Consider the following 16,255-nt stretch of genomic DNA (forward strand, 5'->3'; position numbering starts at 1 on the left):
ACAGAGGGATGACGGCCACGGCATTTTACCGGATTTCAGAGGGGAAATCCCGGAAATTCCCCGCTTCGGCGTTTGGTGTGACAATTTCGTGCGAAATAAGATTCCCCCGCCAACGTTTCATCCTCCATCACCACCCAGGCTACTCATACCGTTTATGAATGTGCAACAAAGGCACGAACGGCAGCCTCGTCCAGAAAATAGTGGCAAAGCTGTTGCGTCGCCTGCCCTTCCTTATGACCCAGCAGCACCGGCACCAATTCATCGTATTGCGCGACCAAGGCGTCATCCGCATCGACATCCAGCACCTGAATCGGATAGGTATCCGGCCCGAGCAAAGTCTGCAGTGCCTGCAGCATGTCTTCGCACAGGTGGCAGTAGGAACGCGAATAAAGTGTGAAGTGAATCAAGGCTGACCTTCGCAGGCAAAAGAAAAGGCTGCAAGCTTTTCAGCAGGCAGCCTCATCGTCGTTAGCTGGCTTACTGGGCCAGAGGTTTGATCGTCACGAATTGTGAAGAGTCACCGCGACGCACCAGCAGCAAAGTGGTTTTCTTGGTATCCAGCTTCGCTACCAGGCCATTGAATTGACGGGCATCCTTGATGTCGGTGTTGTTCAGGCGCAGGATGATGTCGCCGGCACGCAAGCCGGCACGCGCTGCAGCACCTTCCGTCGCTTCAAGCAAGATACCGCCGTCTATCTTCAGCTCCTTGAGTTGCGCTGCACTCAGGTCACTGACGATCATGCCGAGCGCATTCGCTACCTGCTCAGCCTTTGGCTTCTTCTCTTCTTTCTTCACGACTTTATCTGCTTCCAGCTCGGCCACAGTCAGGTTCAGGTCGCGCATTGCGCCCTTGCGCCATACCGAGATCACGGAACGGGTTCCTGGCTTGGTACCACCAACCAGGCGCGGCAAATCGCTGGAGCGCTCGATGCTGACGCCATTGAATTTCAAAATCACGTCGCCCGCTTCCAGGCCACCTTTTTCAGCCGGGCCACCCGGTTCCACACGTTGCACCTGCGCACCTTGCGGACGTGGCAAACCGAGGGATTCGGCCACGTCTTTCGTGACTTCACCGATCTGCACACCAATACGACCACGTGTCACTTTACCGGTAGCGCGCAATTGATCTGCCACGCGCATCGCTTCGTCGATAGGCACCGCAAACGAGATACCCATGTAACCACCGGAGCGGCTGTAAATTTGCGAGTTGATACCGATCACTTCACCACGCATATTGATCAACGGGCCACCCGAATTACCAGGATTGACGGCCACGTCAGTCTGGATCAGCGGCAGGTAATCACCGGTATCGCGTGCTTTCGCCGACACGATACCCGCAGTCACGGAGTTATCCAGGCCGAATGGCGAACCGATCGCGATGACCCATTCACCGACACGGATCTTGTTGGAATCACCCATAGCCAAACGCGGCAGATTGCTGCCTTCAATTTTGACGACTGCAACATCGGTACGGATATCCGCACCAATAATTTTTGCTTTGTACTCACGCTTGTCAGTCAGTGTGACGTAGACCTCGTCCGCACCATTGACGACGTGCGCATTGGTCATGACGTAACCGTCAGCGGAAATGATGAAACCTGAACCGACGCCGCGCGGTACTTCTTCTTCCGCATCAGGCACGGCCTTGCCACGGCCACGTGGCGCAGGCTGTTGCTGGCGTGGTGGAATCGGTGCACCAAAGAAGCGGCGGAAAAATTCCTGCATTTCCTCATCTTCAGTCGCAGCATTCCCTTGCTGGCTGACCTTGGCTTTTTCCGTGGTGCGGATATTCACCACCGCCGGGCCGGTCTTTTCAACCAGGTCGGTAAAGTCTGGCAAACCGGCAACCGATGGTGCAGCTACAGCGGGCGCGACACCTGCAAGAGCAGGAATAAAGAATGCACTCGCAACACCGAATAAAACCACGGAAAGCTTTTTGTGTACGAGAGGAATTGTTTTCATAAATTCAAAAATTCTTATTTAGACTTGAACTCAATCGAATTGGAAACCTGCTTGATCGCTGCCGCAGGCACCTCGCCCACTACCGTCAACCAATAATCGCCCTGCCGCTTGCCAACGATATTCATCGCGCCTTGCTGCATCGATCCTTCAGTCCGGCTTTGTGTACCCGACTCGATAAAGACCGAGATCGCGGCCAGTCCGTCCGAAAAAACAATCTGCGACACTTCACGCTGCGTAGGCGGAGTGTTCTCCGCTGCACTGGCAGGCGCGGTATCCGTCACCAGGCGCTTCATCTCACGTATTTTCTTGAAGCCGGGCGGAATATCCTTCACTGTCCAGCCGGACAGATTGGTTTCACTCATGACTGCATTTTCTACACGCCAGCCCTGGGTATTTGGGAAGCTCGACTTCACACGGCTAGGATCGATATGTCCGATGGAGAGCTGGGTAAACGCGATCTGCTCGACCACATCGTTTTTCTCGTTCAGGGTCTGTGCCTTGAGCAAAAGACCGGTCGATTTATCCGCCCACAGCTTGTAGCCGTAACGCAGCTTGTCCTTGGGCTCCAGTATGATGGCTTGGCAGTCGAAACCGGCTATGCGACCAGTCTCGCCTTTTTTGAAATGGTAGTGCTCAGCCAGGTCAGCCGGATTGGCACCAAGGATGGCCGGGAAGACATCTTTGGTGACACGCTTTTCTACGCGTATCGATTTGTTTTCCGGGATGTAGCAGGCAACCTCTTCATTGTTGCGAATGTATTCACGCGGCTTGCCATCGAGTATCTCGAGTTTCTCAAGCTCGTTCTTGCCATTGAAGATGTGCGTGATACGCGAGGTGCGTACATGATTGCCTTGCTGGTAGACGAAGGTGCCCGAGTAATTCAGCTTCTGTGCAGATGACTGGATTTTCTTCAGCCATATCTGCGTATCTTGCTGTTCGTGACCAGCGCCCGTGTCCTCCGCATAAGCGGTGAACGCCATGACGCTGGAAAAAAGCACAACGAATTTAAAAAAACCTAATGTTTGCCGCATATTTATTACTTGTCTGAGTCAACAGCGAACGTAGCTGCGCGGGCATACTGCGCACTGCTGTACACAGAAGGTGAGAAGCGTTGGTGTGCCAACAGATAGTCGTCTATGCGCGGATCGCGCAAGACTTCGCCATCCTTGCTGGCCACTGTAATCGTTTCTGGCGCTACCGCAGCCGTTACCACAGGAGTGTTGCTTGTCATCATTTGCGGTACGGTCAGGAAAGCAGCAACCGCGACGGCTGCAGCCATACCGGCCGGCATCGCAAAACGGCGGAATGCGGCATCCTTCCTGGCCACTGCTACGCGCTTCTCAGCAGGCACCATGATGGTCGGCTCCGCATCCAGCATGGCAAACATGCGGGTATTGAAATCTGCACTCAACTGCGTATTCAAATCGTCAGAACGCAGGGCGTCGCCGATTTGATGATACATATTCCACGTATCGCGCCCTTCTTCCTGGCGCAATGCAGCCAAAGCGATATCGACATGCCCATCAGACAATTCGTTATCGGCAAAAGCTGATATCTGTTCCCGCGTCATATTCATCGTATTCATCACTACCTCGAAAAAATTAAGGCTACCCCTATATTTGCAGCAAAAAGCGTTTCTTTATTTATTTTTCACCAACGTTTATCGAGTGCCGTATCCAGCAACGGCCTTAATTTTTCCGAGATGGCTTCACGCGCCCGGAAGATCCGGCTGCGTACCGTACCGATAGGACAACCCATCGATTCAGCTATCTCGTCGTAACTCAGTCCTTCGATCTCTCGCAAAGTAATCGCCATTCTTAACTCTTCTGGCAACTCCTCCATCGCCACATTCAAAGTCTGTGCGATTTGTTTAGTTGCCAACAACGATTCCGGTGTATTGATATCTCTTAGGTGGTCTCCGTCGTCAAAAGTTTCTGCTTCTTCGACATCTGCTTCAGTTGATGTCGGTGCACGACGACCCTGGGTGACCAAATAGTTCTTCGCGGTGTTAATTCCAATACGATATAACCAGGTATAAAACGCCGAATCACCGCGAAATTGCGGTAATGCGCGATACGCCTTGATGAATGCTTCCTGCACTACATCTTCAGCCTCAGCCTGGTCGCGGACAAGCCGCGACACCAGTCGCATCAATTTCCGTTGGTACTTGATCACTAATAGCTCGAAAGCCTTTTTGTCGCCACGTTGTACACGCTCGACAAGTTGCTGATCAATATCGCGTTCTGTCGTCAATCCATTCCCTTGTTATTTTGCAACACGCACGCGGCTCGCCTAATTGACTGGACGAAACCTGTTTGGTTCAAAAAATTCGCAACTAAATCCCGCTGGCAGGCTGCTTATCAGCGTCTGCATGCCGCATCACTATCCAGCGACAAGCGACCATTAACGCCCTGAAACTCTCTGCCGCAAGCGAATCCGGCAATATCACCACATTATGCGTTTGCCGGGCGGCATTTTGTAGTCGTAAGAGTAACAAACCTGGCCATAAAGTCGAGTCCGGCAGCAATTCCACCAACTCGCCCTCGCCCAACTCCCCGCCACTGCCTTCAAGCACGCTAGCCAGACGTATCTGGCCGCTACCCGATATGTGTATCTTATATATTTTTCTATTCTTTAGAGTCCGGAAAAATACATAAGACCCACATGCCATGCATATCGCGGCAAGGGTCCCCCTCACCACAACACTGACATCCTCCGCCTGCCCGAACCACAGCACGCCGGCAGTCAAAAACGAGCTTGCGCACATAAGCATCAGCAGCCCGGCTAACAATCTGGACTGCTGCACTACGGCTGAGACCGCAATAGACATGAGAGGGATAAGTAAAAAATCCGATTACCCTTACGGGATAATCGGATTTTGATCAGACTTTACCAAAAATCAAGGTACCGTTCGTACCGCCAAAACCGAAGTTATTTTTCATGGCGTACTGAATAGGAATCTCGCGCGCGGTGTTTGCGCAGTAGTCGAGATCACATTCCGGATCCTGATTGAAGATATTGATCGTAGGCGGCGAAATCTGATGATGCAAGGCAAGTACGGTAAATACCGACTCCAAACCACCGGCACCACCGAGCAAGTGACCTGTCATCGATTTTGTCGAGTTGACTGTCAGCTTCTTCGCATGTGCGCCAAATGTGGCTTTCACTGCATCCGTTTCGTTTTTATCGCCCAATGGGGTCGACGTGCCATGCGCATTCAGGTACTGCACTTGATCGGCAGCGATTTCCGCGCTCTTCAGTGCATTCGTCATGCTGCGACGTGGGCCATCCATGTTAGGAGCAGTGATGTGATAAGCATCGCCACTCATACCGAAACCGCACAGTTCCGCATAGATTTTTGCACCGCGTGCTTTCGCATGCTCGTACTCTTCCAGCACCATCACGCCCGCACCCTCGCCCAGGACGAAACCGTCACGGTCTTTATCCCATGGACGGGAAGCCGTAGCAGGATCATCGTTGCGCGACGACAAAGCGCGTGCAGAAGCGAAACCACCCAGACCCAGCGGTGAAATCGTCGATTCGGCACCACCTGCAATCATGACGTCTGCATCACCGTATTCGATCATGCGACCGGCAGCGCCAATCGAATGCAAACCAGTGGTACATGCAGTCACAATCGCCAGATTCGGGCCCTTCAGACCATAAATGATCGACAGGTGGCCGGAAATCATGTTGATGATGGACGCAGGCACAAAGAACGGGCTGATGCGACGCGGGCCGCGATTGGTCAGTTCAGCGTGGGTTTCTTCGATCAGCGGCAAACCACCGATACCGGAACCGACGATGACGCCAATACGCTCGGCATTCTCTTCCGTCACAACCAAACCGCTGTCTCGCATTGCCTGCATGCCAGCTGCCACGCCGTAGTGGATGAATGTATCCATGTGGCGCGCTTCTTTACCGGGAATGTAGTCCTCGATATTGAAGTTTTTTACTTCTCCAGCAAAATGTGTGCTGAAGGGTGTCGCATCAAACTTGGTGATGGTTGCAATGCCAGATTGCCCTGCAAGAAGCGAATTCCATGCGTCTGCGACAGTGTTGCCGACGGGAGAAATACAACCAAGACCAGTGACGACGACACGACGTTTACTAGAGCGGCTCAAGCAATTCTCCTAGAGTCGTTCAAAACAACTTACGCTTTTACGTGTGCCTTGGCGTAATCAATCGCCTGCTGCACTGTAGTGATTTTTTCGGCTTGTTCGTCAGGGATTTCCATTTCGAATTCGTCTTCGAGCGCCATCACGAGTTCAACGGTGTCGAGCGAGTCAGCGCCCAGATCGTCAACGAAAGACGATTCGATTTTGATGTCTGCTTCGGCGACGCCCAGTTGTTCAGCGACGATTTTCTTAACGCGTTGTTCGATATCCGACATGTTTTAACTCCAATGGGTGGTTACAGAAAGTGCGCGCATTTTAGCAGGTTTGCGCACCGAAAATTCATTTTTAGCTTTTGTCATCAAGAAACCTGAAACTTCGGCTAAAAGTGACTAATTACAAATTTAGTTCATGTACATACCGCCGTTGACATGCAACGTGGTACCAGTAATGTAACTCGCCTGAGGCGATGCAAGGAAACTCACTGCAGCAGCGATGTCTTCCGGCACGCCCAAACGTCCTAACGGAACCTGTTGCAGCAAGGCAGCAATTTGCTGCTCGCTCAGGGTTTTCGTCATATCCGTATCAATAAAACCAGGTGCGATGCAATTGACGGTAATGTTGCGGCTACCGATCTCACGTGCCAGAGCACGACTCATGCCAGCCACACCAGCCTTGGCCGCAGCGTAATTCATTTGCCCAGCGTTGCCGGACGAGCCGACAACTGATGTTATATTGATAATACGACCAGTTTTCGCCTTCATCATGCCGCGCAATACCGCACGCGACAAGCGTCCGACCGCAGTCAGGTTGGTCGCAATAACGCTATCCCACTCTTCGTCCTTCATGCGCATCGCCAGTTGATCCTGGGTGATGCCTGCATTATTGACGAGAATGCTGACTGCGCCGAATTCTTTCTGGATCTCATCGATCAGTTCGACCGAACGTGCCGCGTCATTAACGTCCAGCACGACACCCTTGCCACCTGCACCCAGATACTCGGAAATCGCGCTGGCGCCGGATTCCGACGTAGCGGTACCTATGACCTTGGCGCCCAGCTTAGCCAATTCCTGTGCAATTGCACGACCGATACCGCGCGAAGCGCCGGTTACCAGGGCGACCTGGCCGCTCAAATCAACTGTAGTCATTATTTCAAAAGCTCCAAAACAGCGTCCAGCGACGCTTGATCGACAATCGCGTGTCCGGTCAACTCACCGTTGATACGCTTGGTCAGGCCTGCCAATACCTTGCCCGGACCGCATTCAACCACGTCCTTGACACCATCTGCAGCCATTTTTTGCACCGATTCAACCCAGCGCACCGGATTAGCAGCCTGACGCACCAATGCATCCTTGATGCCTTCAACATCGCTGACGATAGCGACATCAACGTTATTGATCAATGGAATCTGCGGCGCGTTGAAAGTCAGCGTCGCCATGTATTCACGCAAGCGATCCGATGCAGGCTTCAACAAAGACGAATGGAACGGCGCAGAAACCGGCAGCGACAATGCGCGTTTAGCGCCCTTCGCCTTGGCCGCTTCGCATGCACGTTCAATCGCAGCCTTGTGGCCGGCGATCACGACTTGCGCCGGCGCATTAAAGTTAACCGCCTCGACCACATCACCCTGCGCCGCTTCAGCACAGACAGCCAGCACATCCGCGTCGGACAAACCGAGGATAGCAGCCATACCGCCCTGGCCGACAGGAACTGCTTCCTGCATGGCTTTGGCACGGAAACGCACCAGTGGAACCGCATCCTTGAACGCGATCACGCCAGCAGCAACCAATGCGGAATATTCACCCAGGCTATGACCAGCGACCAGCGCCGGGGTCTCGCCGCCAGCAGCGATCCACGCGCGATACATCGCGACTGCTGCCGTCAGCATGACAGGTTGGGTATTGGTAGTCAGGTCCAGCTCTTCCTTCGGACCTTCGGAAATCAGTTTGGCCAGATCGAACTGCAATGCGTCCGATGCTTCTGCCAGTGTTTGCTGTACGACTGCGTTGTCAGCGAAACCGTTGAGCATGCCGATCGCTTGCGACCCTTGCCCTGGAAAAACGAATGCGAATTTGCTCATGCTTGTTTTCTAGTTTTAATAAAAAAAACGATTTGCGTCCCTGTCTCCGGGATCACATCCGTGCCAGCACCGCGCCCCAGGTGAAGCCGCCGCCTACGCCTTCCATCATGACATTCTGGCCTGGCTGAATACGACCATCACGCACACCAACGTCAAGCGCCATAGGAATCGAAGCAGCTGAAGTATTGCCGTGCTGATCAACAGTCACGATCATTTTGTCCATGCCCAGGCCCAGCTTTTTGGCTGTGCTTTGCATGATACGGATATTGGCCTGATGCGGGATGATCCAGTCAACTTCGGAAGAATCCATGCCTGCGATTTCCAGCGCTTCGTGTGCTACTTTATCCAGCACCGACACGGCCATCTTGAACACTGCAGGACCATCCATATACAGGAAGGCACTACCTTCAACTACGCCCTTATTAACCTTACCAGGCAAGCACAGGATATCGCCGTAGTTACCATTTGCATGCAGCTTGGTTGCCAGCACGCCAGGCTCTTGCGAAGCCGTCATCAGGACAGCACCGGCACCATCACCAAACAAGACGCAGGTGGTGCGATCTTCAAAATCGATGATGCGCGAGAACACTTCAGCACCGATGACCAGCACGTTTTTGTGCGTACCGGCCTTGATGAAGTTATCAGCAATCGATACCGCGTAGACGAAGCCACTGCATACCGCTTGCACATCGACAGCTGCACAATCATTCGTGATACCCAGTTTGCGCTGCACGACGCAGGCAGTGCTTGGGAAGCCACCGAAGAAATCCGGGGTCGAGGTTGCCAGGATAATCAGGTCTACATCATTAACGCCGAGCTTGGCCATATCCAGCGCACGCTTTGCAGCTTCCACTGCGAGGTCGCTGGATTGCACGCCTGCATCTGCATAATGACGTGCCGAAATGCCGCTGCGCGAAACGATCCATTCGTCGGAAGTTTCTATGCCATTGCTGGCCAATTGCGCAGCCAGTTCCTGATTGGTAACGCGGTTAGGTGGCAGAAAGCTGCCTGTACCGATAATCTTGCTGTAAATAGTCATGCGCTTTTCTATTTTTCTATTGATGTTGCGTTAGATATTGCCACAGCGGAATCTTCTGGCGATGCATCGGATTGCGGCATCAAATCGGCAATCTTGGTCGAAATACGCGTCAGCACATCGTACTTGGCGGCATCAAACGCACGCTTGATCGCCCATTGATAACCATAAGCATCCGCACCACCATGACTCTTGAATACCAGGCCACGCAGACCCAGCAAACTGCCGCCATTGTAGCGAGAAGGATTCATTCGTTGTGAAATTGCTTTCAGGGCACCACGCGCAATCAATGCGCCCAGCAAATTCAGCGGGCTGCTTTTGAATTCAGTGGTGAGTACGCTCTTGACGAAACGTCCCAGTCCCTCGGAAGCCTTGAGGGTAACATTACCGACGAAACCGTCGCATACGACGATGTCGGTCGTGCCTTTGAAGATGTCGTTGCCTTCCACGTTACCGTAGAAGTTCAGCCTGCCCTGTTCGTGATCAGCACGCAGCAACACTGCGGTTTGCTTAACGACCTCGTTGCCCTTGATATCCTCTTCGCCGACATTAAGCAAACCAACGGTAGGACGCGGATTGCCTTCCATCGCCGATACCAGCGCAGAACCCATCAATGCAAACTGATGCAAATGCTGCGACTCGCAATCGACGTTTGCGCCGAGGTCGAGCATATAGGTAGGGCCGTCTTTTTGATTCGGGAGGATGCTGCAAATAGCGGGACGATTCACACCCGGCAAGGTCTTGAGCACGTAACGCGAGATCGCCATCAAGGCGCCCGTATTACCGGCAGAGACACAGGCATCAGCGTCGCCCTGCTTGACCAGATTGATCGCGACGCGCATCGAAGAATCCTTCTTGCGGCGCAAAGCAATTTCGAGGGGGTCGTCCATCGTCACGACCTCGGTCGCATTCACGATCGATAGACGCGGATGTTCGCTAGCCTTGTGTTTTTTCAGTTCGGCCAATAGCGATTCTTCCAGCCCGACTAGAATAAGCTCGGCATCTGGCTCGCTTTGAACAAACGAAATAGCGGCAGGAATAGTGACTGAGGGGCCATGATCGCCACCCATGCAGTCGATAGATATTTTAATTGTCATTGGATTGACTCAGGGCGTCACTCTAACCGCATTATGGGCCAGATTCAGCTTGATTCAAAATGACGGAATGTGCTGTTTTAGCATATTAAAAAACGGCGCAAAGTTATGAACTTACCGCGCCGCTTTCTTTGCCTGAAAGACGAATGATTATTCGTCGTTTTTGGTTTTCAGGACTTTACGGCCACGATAAAAGCCGTTAGGGCTGATATGGTGACGCATGTGTGTTTCACCGGTGGTTGGCTCAACGCTCAGTTGCGGAGCAACCAGGAAGTCGTGCGAACGGTGCATACCGCGTTTCGACGGTGTCTTTTTGTTTTGTTGAACAGCCATGATAACTCCTAAACCTTAAGTTCTAAAATTCTAACACATCCGTTTTGCAAACTCACGGCAAAACCGATAATCCTTACTACAAAATCTCAATATGCCCGCTTAAGGCCTCACAGCTGCAGCGAATCTATTGCTTCATACCTTTCAGCACGTCGAAGGGCGATGGTTTTCTTGCATTCATCGCACTCTCAACTGCTGCATTGTCTGGACACACATCATGCTTAGGCGCCTGAGGAAGCGACAACAAAGCCTCATCCTCAATCAGATCGCTGACATTCAATGTCTTCGAACCGACTATCACATCTATGGTGTCGTCTGCCAGCAACGCGTCTATTTCATCAGCGTGCTCATCGTTTTTTGCAAGAACCAGCACGGATTCCGATGCAATATCGAATTTCAGTGGCGTCATGCAACGCTGGCACATCAAATGAACTGAGCCGGATACCGACATAATCAGTTGCGGGTGGCCAAGTCCATCTGTGCCACCATGCAAAGACCAATGCAGCGATGCAGGCATATTTACGGATTCTGCAGCAAGCCGCGGCAAATCAGCGATTGCAACGTCGCCTTCACGCTGCTCTCTATGCCGACTGAACTCGAAGGCGTCAATTACAAAAGCATTCATAGGCTTAGCCGAACCCGGAAAACCTGCGATAATAACAGGCTTTTCCTTTATTCGTCAAAGCGTTAGCGCAGTTTTTTTGAGCGCTCATTCAAATAAACATCAAATAAATGCCCTCTTCCGCCCCGCCAGCACGCCTGATACTCGGTTCCAGCTCGGTTTACCGCAAGGAATTGCTCTCCCGGCTCGGCCTGCCATTTGAAGTCATGACGCCGGACATAGACGAAACCGCACTTGCCGGGGAAACGCCATCAACCACTGCATTGCGATTAGCACAACAAAAAGCTGCTGCTATCGCCGCCAGAGCACCAAACTCACTAATCATAGGTTCGGATCAGGTCGCCACACTGGATGGTGAGCAAATAGGCAAACCGGGCAATCATGCCAACGCCTTGCTGCAATTGCAGAAAATGCGTGGCCGCGAAGTCGTATTCCACACAGCGCTGTGCCTGTTCGATGGTCGCGCCGGCATCTCGTCACCGCACATCCAGCTGGAAAACATCCAGACCTTCGTGACATTCCGCGATTTGCCGGATGCCGAACTCGATGCCTACCTGCGGATAGAACAACCGTATGACTGCGCGGGCAGCGCAAAAAACGAAGGCCTGGGCATCGCCATCCTGGAAAAAATCACCAGCAGCGATCCGACCGCCCTCACCGGCCTGCCTCTGATCGCCTTGACCGGGATGCTGCGCCGCGCCAACATCACATTCTTCAACACTTAATATAAGCAGCGCATTACAAACGACATGCCAGGCATTCTCTACCTCATACCAAATACGCTGGGCCAGACCGAGGTCGCCGACACCGATCCGCTGGCACACATCATTCCGCAAGAAGTACAAAGCATCACTGCAAAACTGGATTACTTCGTCGCCGAAAATGCCAAGACCACGCGCGCCTTCCTCAAACTGATAGACACTCGCAATACCCTGGCCAAACCGATACAGGAAATCCGCATCGCCGAACTCAACGTCAACACCGAAGCCAAGGCATTACCGGCATTACTTGAACCCTTGCTGGCCGGACAGGATGCTGGCCTGATTTCAGAAGCCGGTGTACCCGCCGTTGCTGATCCTGGTGCAAACCTGGTACGCCTCGCACATGCACGCGGCATACAAGTGCGCCCACTGGTCGGCCCTTCATCTTTATTGCTTGCAGTAATGGCCAGCGGCTTGAGCGGGCAGAATTTCGCTTTCAATGGTTACTTGCCTATCGATGCGGCAGCACGCAGTAAGCGCATCAAACAACTGGAAGATCGCTCGCGTCAGGAAAAGCAAACGCAGTTCTTTATTGAAACGCCGTATCGCAACGCCGGTTTGCTCGAAACCCTCGTCAACACCTGCAATCCGAATACCCTGATCAGCGTCGCCACCGATCTCACGCTGCCATCCGAAGCCATCAAGACGCAAACCGCTGCGCGCTGGAAAGCAGATTTGGCATCCGGCAAAACGCCCGACTTCCACAAAAAACCTACCGTGTTTTTATTGCTCGCAGATAGCTGAGCAGAAATGCAAAACGGCGATGTTTCATCGCCGTTTTGCCTGTCTCCGTAGGAGACATTAGGAGAGGTCGAAGACCTTCATTTTTCCAGCATAGACACGCTACCAAAATGCGAGCGGATGCCCCTTAGCAGTTGCAGACGTTGTTGCATTCACATCTCCAGATGCTGATAGCGCACTACCAATATAGGCAAGCGCAAAGAGAATACAAGCTCGGTTACACTCTTGCGTCGTCGCATTAATGCAGCGACGCAATGCTGCATTTGCAACTGCCTTATTTCAGGACAGGAGCAGCTTGTTCGGTAATGGCTTTGATCGCCGAAGCACCGGCAGCCGCACCAAACTTCCGCAATACGCGATCAGACAAACCTTCGCGCTGCGTGTAATCAACGATATTCGTTGACTTGAATTCATCGCGCGCCACGCTTTCAACGGTACCGAAACCATCCGCCAAACCCAGCTCCACTGATTTGGCGCCGGTCCAGACCAGGCCGGAAAAAGTCTCTGGTGTTTCCTTCAGGCGACTACCACGTCCTTTGCGCACTACGTCTATGAATTGCGCGTGAATTTCATTCAGCATCTCTTGCGCATAATGTTTTTGCGTTTCGGTTTGTGGGCTGAACGGATCCATGAAGCCTTTGTTATTACCGGCGGTCAGCATGCGGCGCTCTACACCCAGTTTCTCCATCGTGCCGGTGAAGCCGAAGCCATCCATCAACACGCCGATAGAACCGACGATACTCGCCTTGTTAACATAGATCCGATCAGCCGCCGCCGCGATGTAGTAACCACCGGATGCGCACATCTCATTGACGACGACATACAAAGGTTTTTGCGGATATTTTTTACGCAGGCGCGTGATTTCATCATTGATGATGCCAGCCTGTACCGGGCTGCCACCCGGGCTATTGATTTGCAAAATCAAACCGACCGAACCCGGATCTGCGTAGGCTTTGGTCAAAGCGGAAATCACGGTATCTGCATCGCCCGCGCCCTTCGCTTCTATCGTGCCTTCGATCTTGATCAGCGCAGTATGCGGGCCGACGTTTTCCATATCGCCGACGGATGGACCGAAGCTCATCCACAGCGCGAAAGCAACCAACGCAACCGTGACAAATTTAAAGAAGATGCCCCAACGTCGACGCGCCCTCTGCTCCTTGAGCGTGGCAAAGGCCAGTTTTTCCAGCACTTCGCGCTCCCAGCCTTCCTTCTTCGGCGCAGGTGCCGCGGATGACTGCCATGCAGACGGCTGATTCAGGTTGTCGTTATCGTTGCTCATGATGTCGTGTGTTTTGTTCCGCGCCGCTTATGCGAGCGCGGGTCTTACGTATTCGTCTGCTTGCCAGAATACCTGATTATCCTTTTCGATGACGACAATTGCGCGCAAGCGCCCGCCGCGACATGGGCCACCAGCACAACGTCCGGTTTCAGGCAGATAAACCGCACCATGCGTGGAACAGATCAGATAACGTCGTTCCGACTCGAAAAACTCGCCGTTATTCCAGTCCAGCTCAATCGGGATATGCGCACAACGGTTGAGGTAACCATAAGCCACACCGTTATAGCGAATCACGAAAGCGCCCGCATCCTCACCACCAGCCGTCACCGGGAAACGCACTCCCTTGCCGCCGTCTTCGAGGACAGTCGAGTCACAAACCGGAATCAGGATTTCAGTAGTCAATCTTGCTTACCCGTTTTCATTGAGCCAGGTATGCAGCTCTGCCACAGACGTTGCCGAATACATCGGATTGAGCGCCGTCAGTTCAGACGGCGTATGCGCGCCGTAATGTACGGCAACGCCAGCCGCGCCTGCATTTTGTGCCAGCAATAAGTCATGCGTGGTATCACCTACCATCACCGTACGCTTCATATCCTGTCCTAGTTCACGCGTCAGCTCCTGCAGCATTGCCGGATGCGGTTTGGAGAAGGTTTCATCAGCGCAGCGTGTCGCGTCAAACAAGGACAGCAGCTTGGAAACATCCAGCGCCCGGTTCAGGCCAACCCGGCTCTTGCCGGTCGCCACCGCCAGGAAATAGCCTTGCTGCGACAGATCTTCCAGCATCTCGCGCACGCCTTTGAACAGCGTCAGGCCACCATCCTGATTCAGATAGTGATAACGGTAGCGCTCGACCATGCGTGGGTAGTATTTAGGATCGATGCCCGGCAACGCCGCTTCCATCGCTTTTTGCAGGCTCAGTCCGATCACATGCGCGGCAGCCTGATCTGCCGGAATCGGCAATCCCAGATCCTTGGCTGCTGCTTGTATACAGTTAACGATAACTGCCGTGCTATCCATCAAAGTGCCATCCCAATCGAAAACGATGAGATCAAATTGCTTTCTTGCCATGTAACCTGACAGCGCGCTGCCAGCTCCTTTAACTATATTTACTATATATACAGGTATGACGTGTTGGCCGACTCGCGACTGGCACGCATCAATTAATTAGCGGACTTCTTCAAACTTTTCAGGAAGCGCTCGCATTCCGGCGGCAAAGGCGCGTTCAGCGTCACTGATTTGCCCGTTTCCGGATGAATGAATGTAATTTGATGTGCGTGCAAAAACATGCGTTTCAAGGGCACTCGTTCGCCATCGGCTTTCTGCAAATCACGATTCAGCGCGAAATCACCATATTTATCATCGCCGGCAATCGCAAAACCGCTGGATGCCAGGTGCACGCGGATCTGATGGGTACGGCCGGTTTTCAATTCAGCTTCCAGCAAGGCAAACGGGCCGTAACGCTGGATCAGGTTAAATACCGTATGCGACTCCATACCATCCGCTTGCACGCGCACCCGACGCTCGCCTTCCGGCGTCGTATATTTATGCAGCGGCAGGCGCACATGCTGGCGCGCATTCTTCCAGTCGCCATGCACCAGCACCAGATACCGCTTGTCAGGTTCACCGCCACGAATTTGTTCGTGCAAATTTGTCAACGCCGAACGTTTCTTCGCCAGCACCAGCACGCCGGAAGTATCCCGGTCCAGGCGGTGCACCAATTCCAGGAACTTTGCATCCGGACGTGCTGCCCGCAATTGCTCGATCACACCATAGCTGACGCCTGAACCGCCATGCACGGCAACACCCGCCGGTTTATCAATCACCAGCAAATGATTGTCTTCTAGCAATATTTTGAATTCGGCACCGGGCGCAGTGGATGGTGCTTTTTCTGCAATCCGGATCGGCGGGATGCGGACGATATCGCCTTCAACCAGACGATAGGTTTGATCTATGCGACCTTTATTAACGCGCACCTCTCCGGAGCGCAAAACGCGATAGATGTGGCTTTTCGGCACGCCTTTACAAATACGCAACAAAAAGTTGTCTATGCGTTGTCCGGCGTCTTCATCATTGATCGTAACAAGCTGAACTTGAGCCGGAACGGGTGATTGGACCTGTGATGACCGGGAGGGCGAGCGGGTTTGAGCCTCTTTCCCAGAAAATATCGCTAAGTCCTTCATTTTGAATATATAATCAATTCGCAATGGTTACTCACCATTGCAGGTGTAAGAATAA

20 protein-coding genes are annotated in these 16,255 nt (G+C 52.8%); 2 read left to right on the top strand and 18 right to left on the bottom strand.

The window, feature by feature from the left end; all coding sequences use genetic code 11:
- Window positions 1–152 precede the first annotated feature (152 nt).
- From DBR37_RS14145 to DBR37_RS14205, 14 genes are all read right to left on the bottom strand, one after another.
- Window positions 153–407, bottom strand: coding sequence for a glutaredoxin family protein (locus tag DBR37_RS14145; protein WP_124575128.1), 255 nt, complete (start codon window positions 405–407; stop codon window positions 153–155).
- A 70-nt stretch (window positions 408–477) separates the two neighbouring features.
- Window positions 478–1,962, bottom strand: a complete 1,485-nt coding sequence (locus DBR37_RS14150; protein WP_124575129.1) for a DegQ family serine endoprotease — start codon at window positions 1,960–1,962, stop codon at window positions 478–480.
- A 14-nt stretch (window positions 1,963–1,976) separates the two neighbouring features.
- Window positions 1,977–2,993 (bottom strand): MucB/RseB C-terminal domain-containing protein, encoded by a 1,017-nt coding sequence (locus tag DBR37_RS14155; protein WP_124575130.1) that lies wholly within the window; start codon window positions 2,991–2,993, stop codon window positions 1,977–1,979.
- Between the two features lie 5 nt (window positions 2,994–2,998).
- Window positions 2,999–3,547, bottom strand: a complete 549-nt coding sequence (locus tag DBR37_RS14160; protein WP_124575131.1) for a sigma-E factor negative regulatory protein — start codon at window positions 3,545–3,547, stop codon at window positions 2,999–3,001.
- Window positions 3,548–3,612: 65 nt separating this feature from the next.
- Entirely contained in the window at window positions 3,613–4,215 is a 603-nt protein-coding gene (gene rpoE / locus DBR37_RS14165; RefSeq protein ID WP_124575132.1) for an RNA polymerase sigma factor RpoE, read from the bottom strand.
- 82 nt (window positions 4,216–4,297) lie between these two features.
- Window positions 4,298–4,792 carry a protein YgfX gene (locus tag DBR37_RS17430; protein ID WP_370454264.1) on the bottom strand — a complete coding sequence of 165 codons (495 nt, stop codon included), beginning with the start codon at window positions 4,790–4,792 and terminating at the stop codon, window positions 4,298–4,300.
- 52 nt (window positions 4,793–4,844) lie between these two features.
- Window positions 4,845–6,086 (bottom strand): beta-ketoacyl-ACP synthase II, encoded by a 1,242-nt coding sequence (fabF, locus tag DBR37_RS14170; RefSeq protein ID WP_124575133.1) that lies wholly within the window; start codon window positions 6,084–6,086, stop codon window positions 4,845–4,847.
- A 29-nt stretch (window positions 6,087–6,115) separates the two neighbouring features.
- Window positions 6,116–6,355: an acyl carrier protein gene (gene acpP, locus DBR37_RS14175; protein ID WP_009664389.1), complete on the bottom strand. Its 240-nt coding sequence runs from the start codon at window positions 6,353–6,355 to the stop codon at window positions 6,116–6,118.
- 126 nt (window positions 6,356–6,481) lie between these two features.
- The gene (gene fabG, locus DBR37_RS14180; protein ID WP_124575134.1) at window positions 6,482–7,225 is read right to left on the bottom strand and encodes a 3-oxoacyl-ACP reductase FabG; all 744 of its coding nucleotides are present in this window, start codon (window positions 7,223–7,225) and stop codon (window positions 6,482–6,484) included.
- Window positions 7,225–8,157 (bottom strand): ACP S-malonyltransferase, encoded by a 933-nt coding sequence (gene fabD, locus DBR37_RS14185; protein WP_124575135.1) that lies wholly within the window; start codon window positions 8,155–8,157, stop codon window positions 7,225–7,227. The genes fabG and fabD overlap by 1 nt, the downstream gene beginning before the upstream one ends.
- Window positions 8,158–8,209: 52 nt before the next feature.
- A complete protein-coding gene (locus tag DBR37_RS14190; protein WP_124575136.1) occupies window positions 8,210–9,196 on the bottom strand; it encodes a beta-ketoacyl-ACP synthase III in 987 nt (328 codons plus the stop codon).
- 8 nt (window positions 9,197–9,204) lie between these two features.
- The gene (gene plsX, locus DBR37_RS14195) at window positions 9,205–10,290 is read right to left on the bottom strand and encodes a phosphate acyltransferase PlsX (protein WP_124575137.1); all 1,086 of its coding nucleotides are present in this window, start codon (window positions 10,288–10,290) and stop codon (window positions 9,205–9,207) included.
- 147 nt (window positions 10,291–10,437) lie between these two features.
- Window positions 10,438–10,620, bottom strand: a complete 183-nt coding sequence (gene rpmF, locus DBR37_RS14200; protein WP_012079211.1) for a 50S ribosomal protein L32 — start codon at window positions 10,618–10,620, stop codon at window positions 10,438–10,440.
- 124 nt (window positions 10,621–10,744) lie between these two features.
- Window positions 10,745–11,242: a DUF177 domain-containing protein gene (locus DBR37_RS14205; RefSeq protein ID WP_124575138.1), complete on the bottom strand. Its 498-nt coding sequence runs from the start codon at window positions 11,240–11,242 to the stop codon at window positions 10,745–10,747.
- Between the two features lie 107 nt (window positions 11,243–11,349).
- On the opposite strand from DBR37_RS14205, the gene DBR37_RS14210 reads away from it, so the two are divergent.
- Complete coding sequence (locus DBR37_RS14210) at window positions 11,350–11,964, top strand: Maf-like protein (RefSeq protein WP_124575139.1); 615 nt, start codon at window positions 11,350–11,352, stop codon at window positions 11,962–11,964.
- Window positions 11,965–11,988: 24 nt separating this feature from the next.
- Window positions 11,989–12,744: an SAM-dependent methyltransferase gene (locus tag DBR37_RS14215; RefSeq protein WP_124575140.1), complete on the top strand. Its 756-nt coding sequence runs from the start codon at window positions 11,989–11,991 to the stop codon at window positions 12,742–12,744.
- Between the two features lie 271 nt (window positions 12,745–13,015).
- Here the strand turns inward: DBR37_RS14215 and DBR37_RS14220 are convergent, their stop codons facing one another.
- From DBR37_RS14220 to DBR37_RS14235, 4 genes are all read right to left on the bottom strand, one after another.
- The gene (locus tag DBR37_RS14220; protein ID WP_124575141.1) at window positions 13,016–14,020 is read right to left on the bottom strand and encodes a S49 family peptidase; all 1,005 of its coding nucleotides are present in this window, start codon (window positions 14,018–14,020) and stop codon (window positions 13,016–13,018) included.
- A 27-nt stretch (window positions 14,021–14,047) separates the two neighbouring features.
- Window positions 14,048–14,422 carry a Rieske 2Fe-2S domain-containing protein gene (locus DBR37_RS14225; protein WP_124575142.1) on the bottom strand — a complete coding sequence of 125 codons (375 nt, stop codon included), beginning with the start codon at window positions 14,420–14,422 and terminating at the stop codon, window positions 14,048–14,050.
- A gap of 6 nt (window positions 14,423–14,428) precedes the next feature.
- Window positions 14,429–15,088 (bottom strand): HAD-IIIA family hydrolase, encoded by a 660-nt coding sequence (locus DBR37_RS14230; protein ID WP_124575143.1) that lies wholly within the window; start codon window positions 15,086–15,088, stop codon window positions 14,429–14,431.
- Window positions 15,089–15,180: 92 nt separating this feature from the next.
- Entirely contained in the window at window positions 15,181–16,200 is a 1,020-nt protein-coding gene (locus tag DBR37_RS14235) for an RluA family pseudouridine synthase (protein WP_124575144.1), read from the bottom strand.
- Between the last annotated feature and the right edge of the window lie 55 nt (window positions 16,201–16,255).

The sequence above is a fragment of the Herminiimonas sp. KBW02 genome (genome assembly GCF_003852535.1).
GTDB lineage: Bacteria > Pseudomonadota > Gammaproteobacteria > Burkholderiales > Burkholderiaceae_D > Oxalicibacterium.

Bases quoted from the DNA above. Each gene is read 5' to 3' on its own strand.
- DBR37_RS14215 (WP_124575140.1), top strand. From the start codon at position 11,989: ATGCCAGGCATTCTCTACCTCATACCAAATACGCTGGGCCAGACCGAG.
- DBR37_RS14150 (WP_124575129.1), bottom strand. From the start codon at position 1,962: ATGAAAACAATTCCTCTCGTACACAAAAAGCTTTCCGTGGTTTTATTC.
- DBR37_RS14210 (WP_124575139.1), top strand. From the start codon at position 11,350: ATGCCCTCTTCCGCCCCGCCAGCACGCCTGATACTCGGTTCCAGCTCG.
- fabG (WP_124575134.1), bottom strand. From the start codon at position 7,225: ATGACTACAGTTGATTTGAGCGGCCAGGTCGCCCTGGTAACCGGCGCT.
- DBR37_RS14235 (WP_124575144.1), bottom strand. From the start codon at position 16,200: ATGAAGGACTTAGCGATATTTTCTGGGAAAGAGGCTCAAACCCGCTCG.
- acpP (WP_009664389.1), bottom strand. From the start codon at position 6,355: ATGTCGGATATCGAACAACGCGTTAAGAAAATCGTCGCTGAACAACTG.
- DBR37_RS14230 (WP_124575143.1), bottom strand. From the start codon at position 15,088: ATGGCAAGAAAGCAATTTGATCTCATCGTTTTCGATTGGGATGGCACT.
- rpmF (WP_012079211.1), bottom strand. From the start codon at position 10,620: ATGGCTGTTCAACAAAACAAAAAGACACCGTCGAAACGCGGTATGCAC.
- DBR37_RS14205 (WP_124575138.1), bottom strand. From the start codon at position 11,242: ATGAATGCTTTTGTAATTGACGCCTTCGAGTTCAGTCGGCATAGAGAG.
- DBR37_RS14155 (WP_124575130.1), bottom strand. From the start codon at position 2,993: ATGCGGCAAACATTAGGTTTTTTTAAATTCGTTGTGCTTTTTTCCAGC.
- fabD (WP_124575135.1), bottom strand. From the start codon at position 8,157: ATGAGCAAATTCGCATTCGTTTTTCCAGGGCAAGGGTCGCAAGCGATC.
- DBR37_RS17430 (WP_370454264.1), bottom strand. From the start codon at position 4,792: ATGTCTATTGCGGTCTCAGCCGTAGTGCAGCAGTCCAGATTGTTAGCC.
- plsX (WP_124575137.1), bottom strand. From the start codon at position 10,290: ATGACAATTAAAATATCTATCGACTGCATGGGTGGCGATCATGGCCCC.
- DBR37_RS14190 (WP_124575136.1), bottom strand. From the start codon at position 9,196: ATGACTATTTACAGCAAGATTATCGGTACAGGCAGCTTTCTGCCACCT.
- DBR37_RS14220 (WP_124575141.1), bottom strand. From the start codon at position 14,020: ATGAGCAACGATAACGACAACCTGAATCAGCCGTCTGCATGGCAGTCA.
- DBR37_RS14160 (WP_124575131.1), bottom strand. From the start codon at position 3,547: ATGAATACGATGAATATGACGCGGGAACAGATATCAGCTTTTGCCGAT.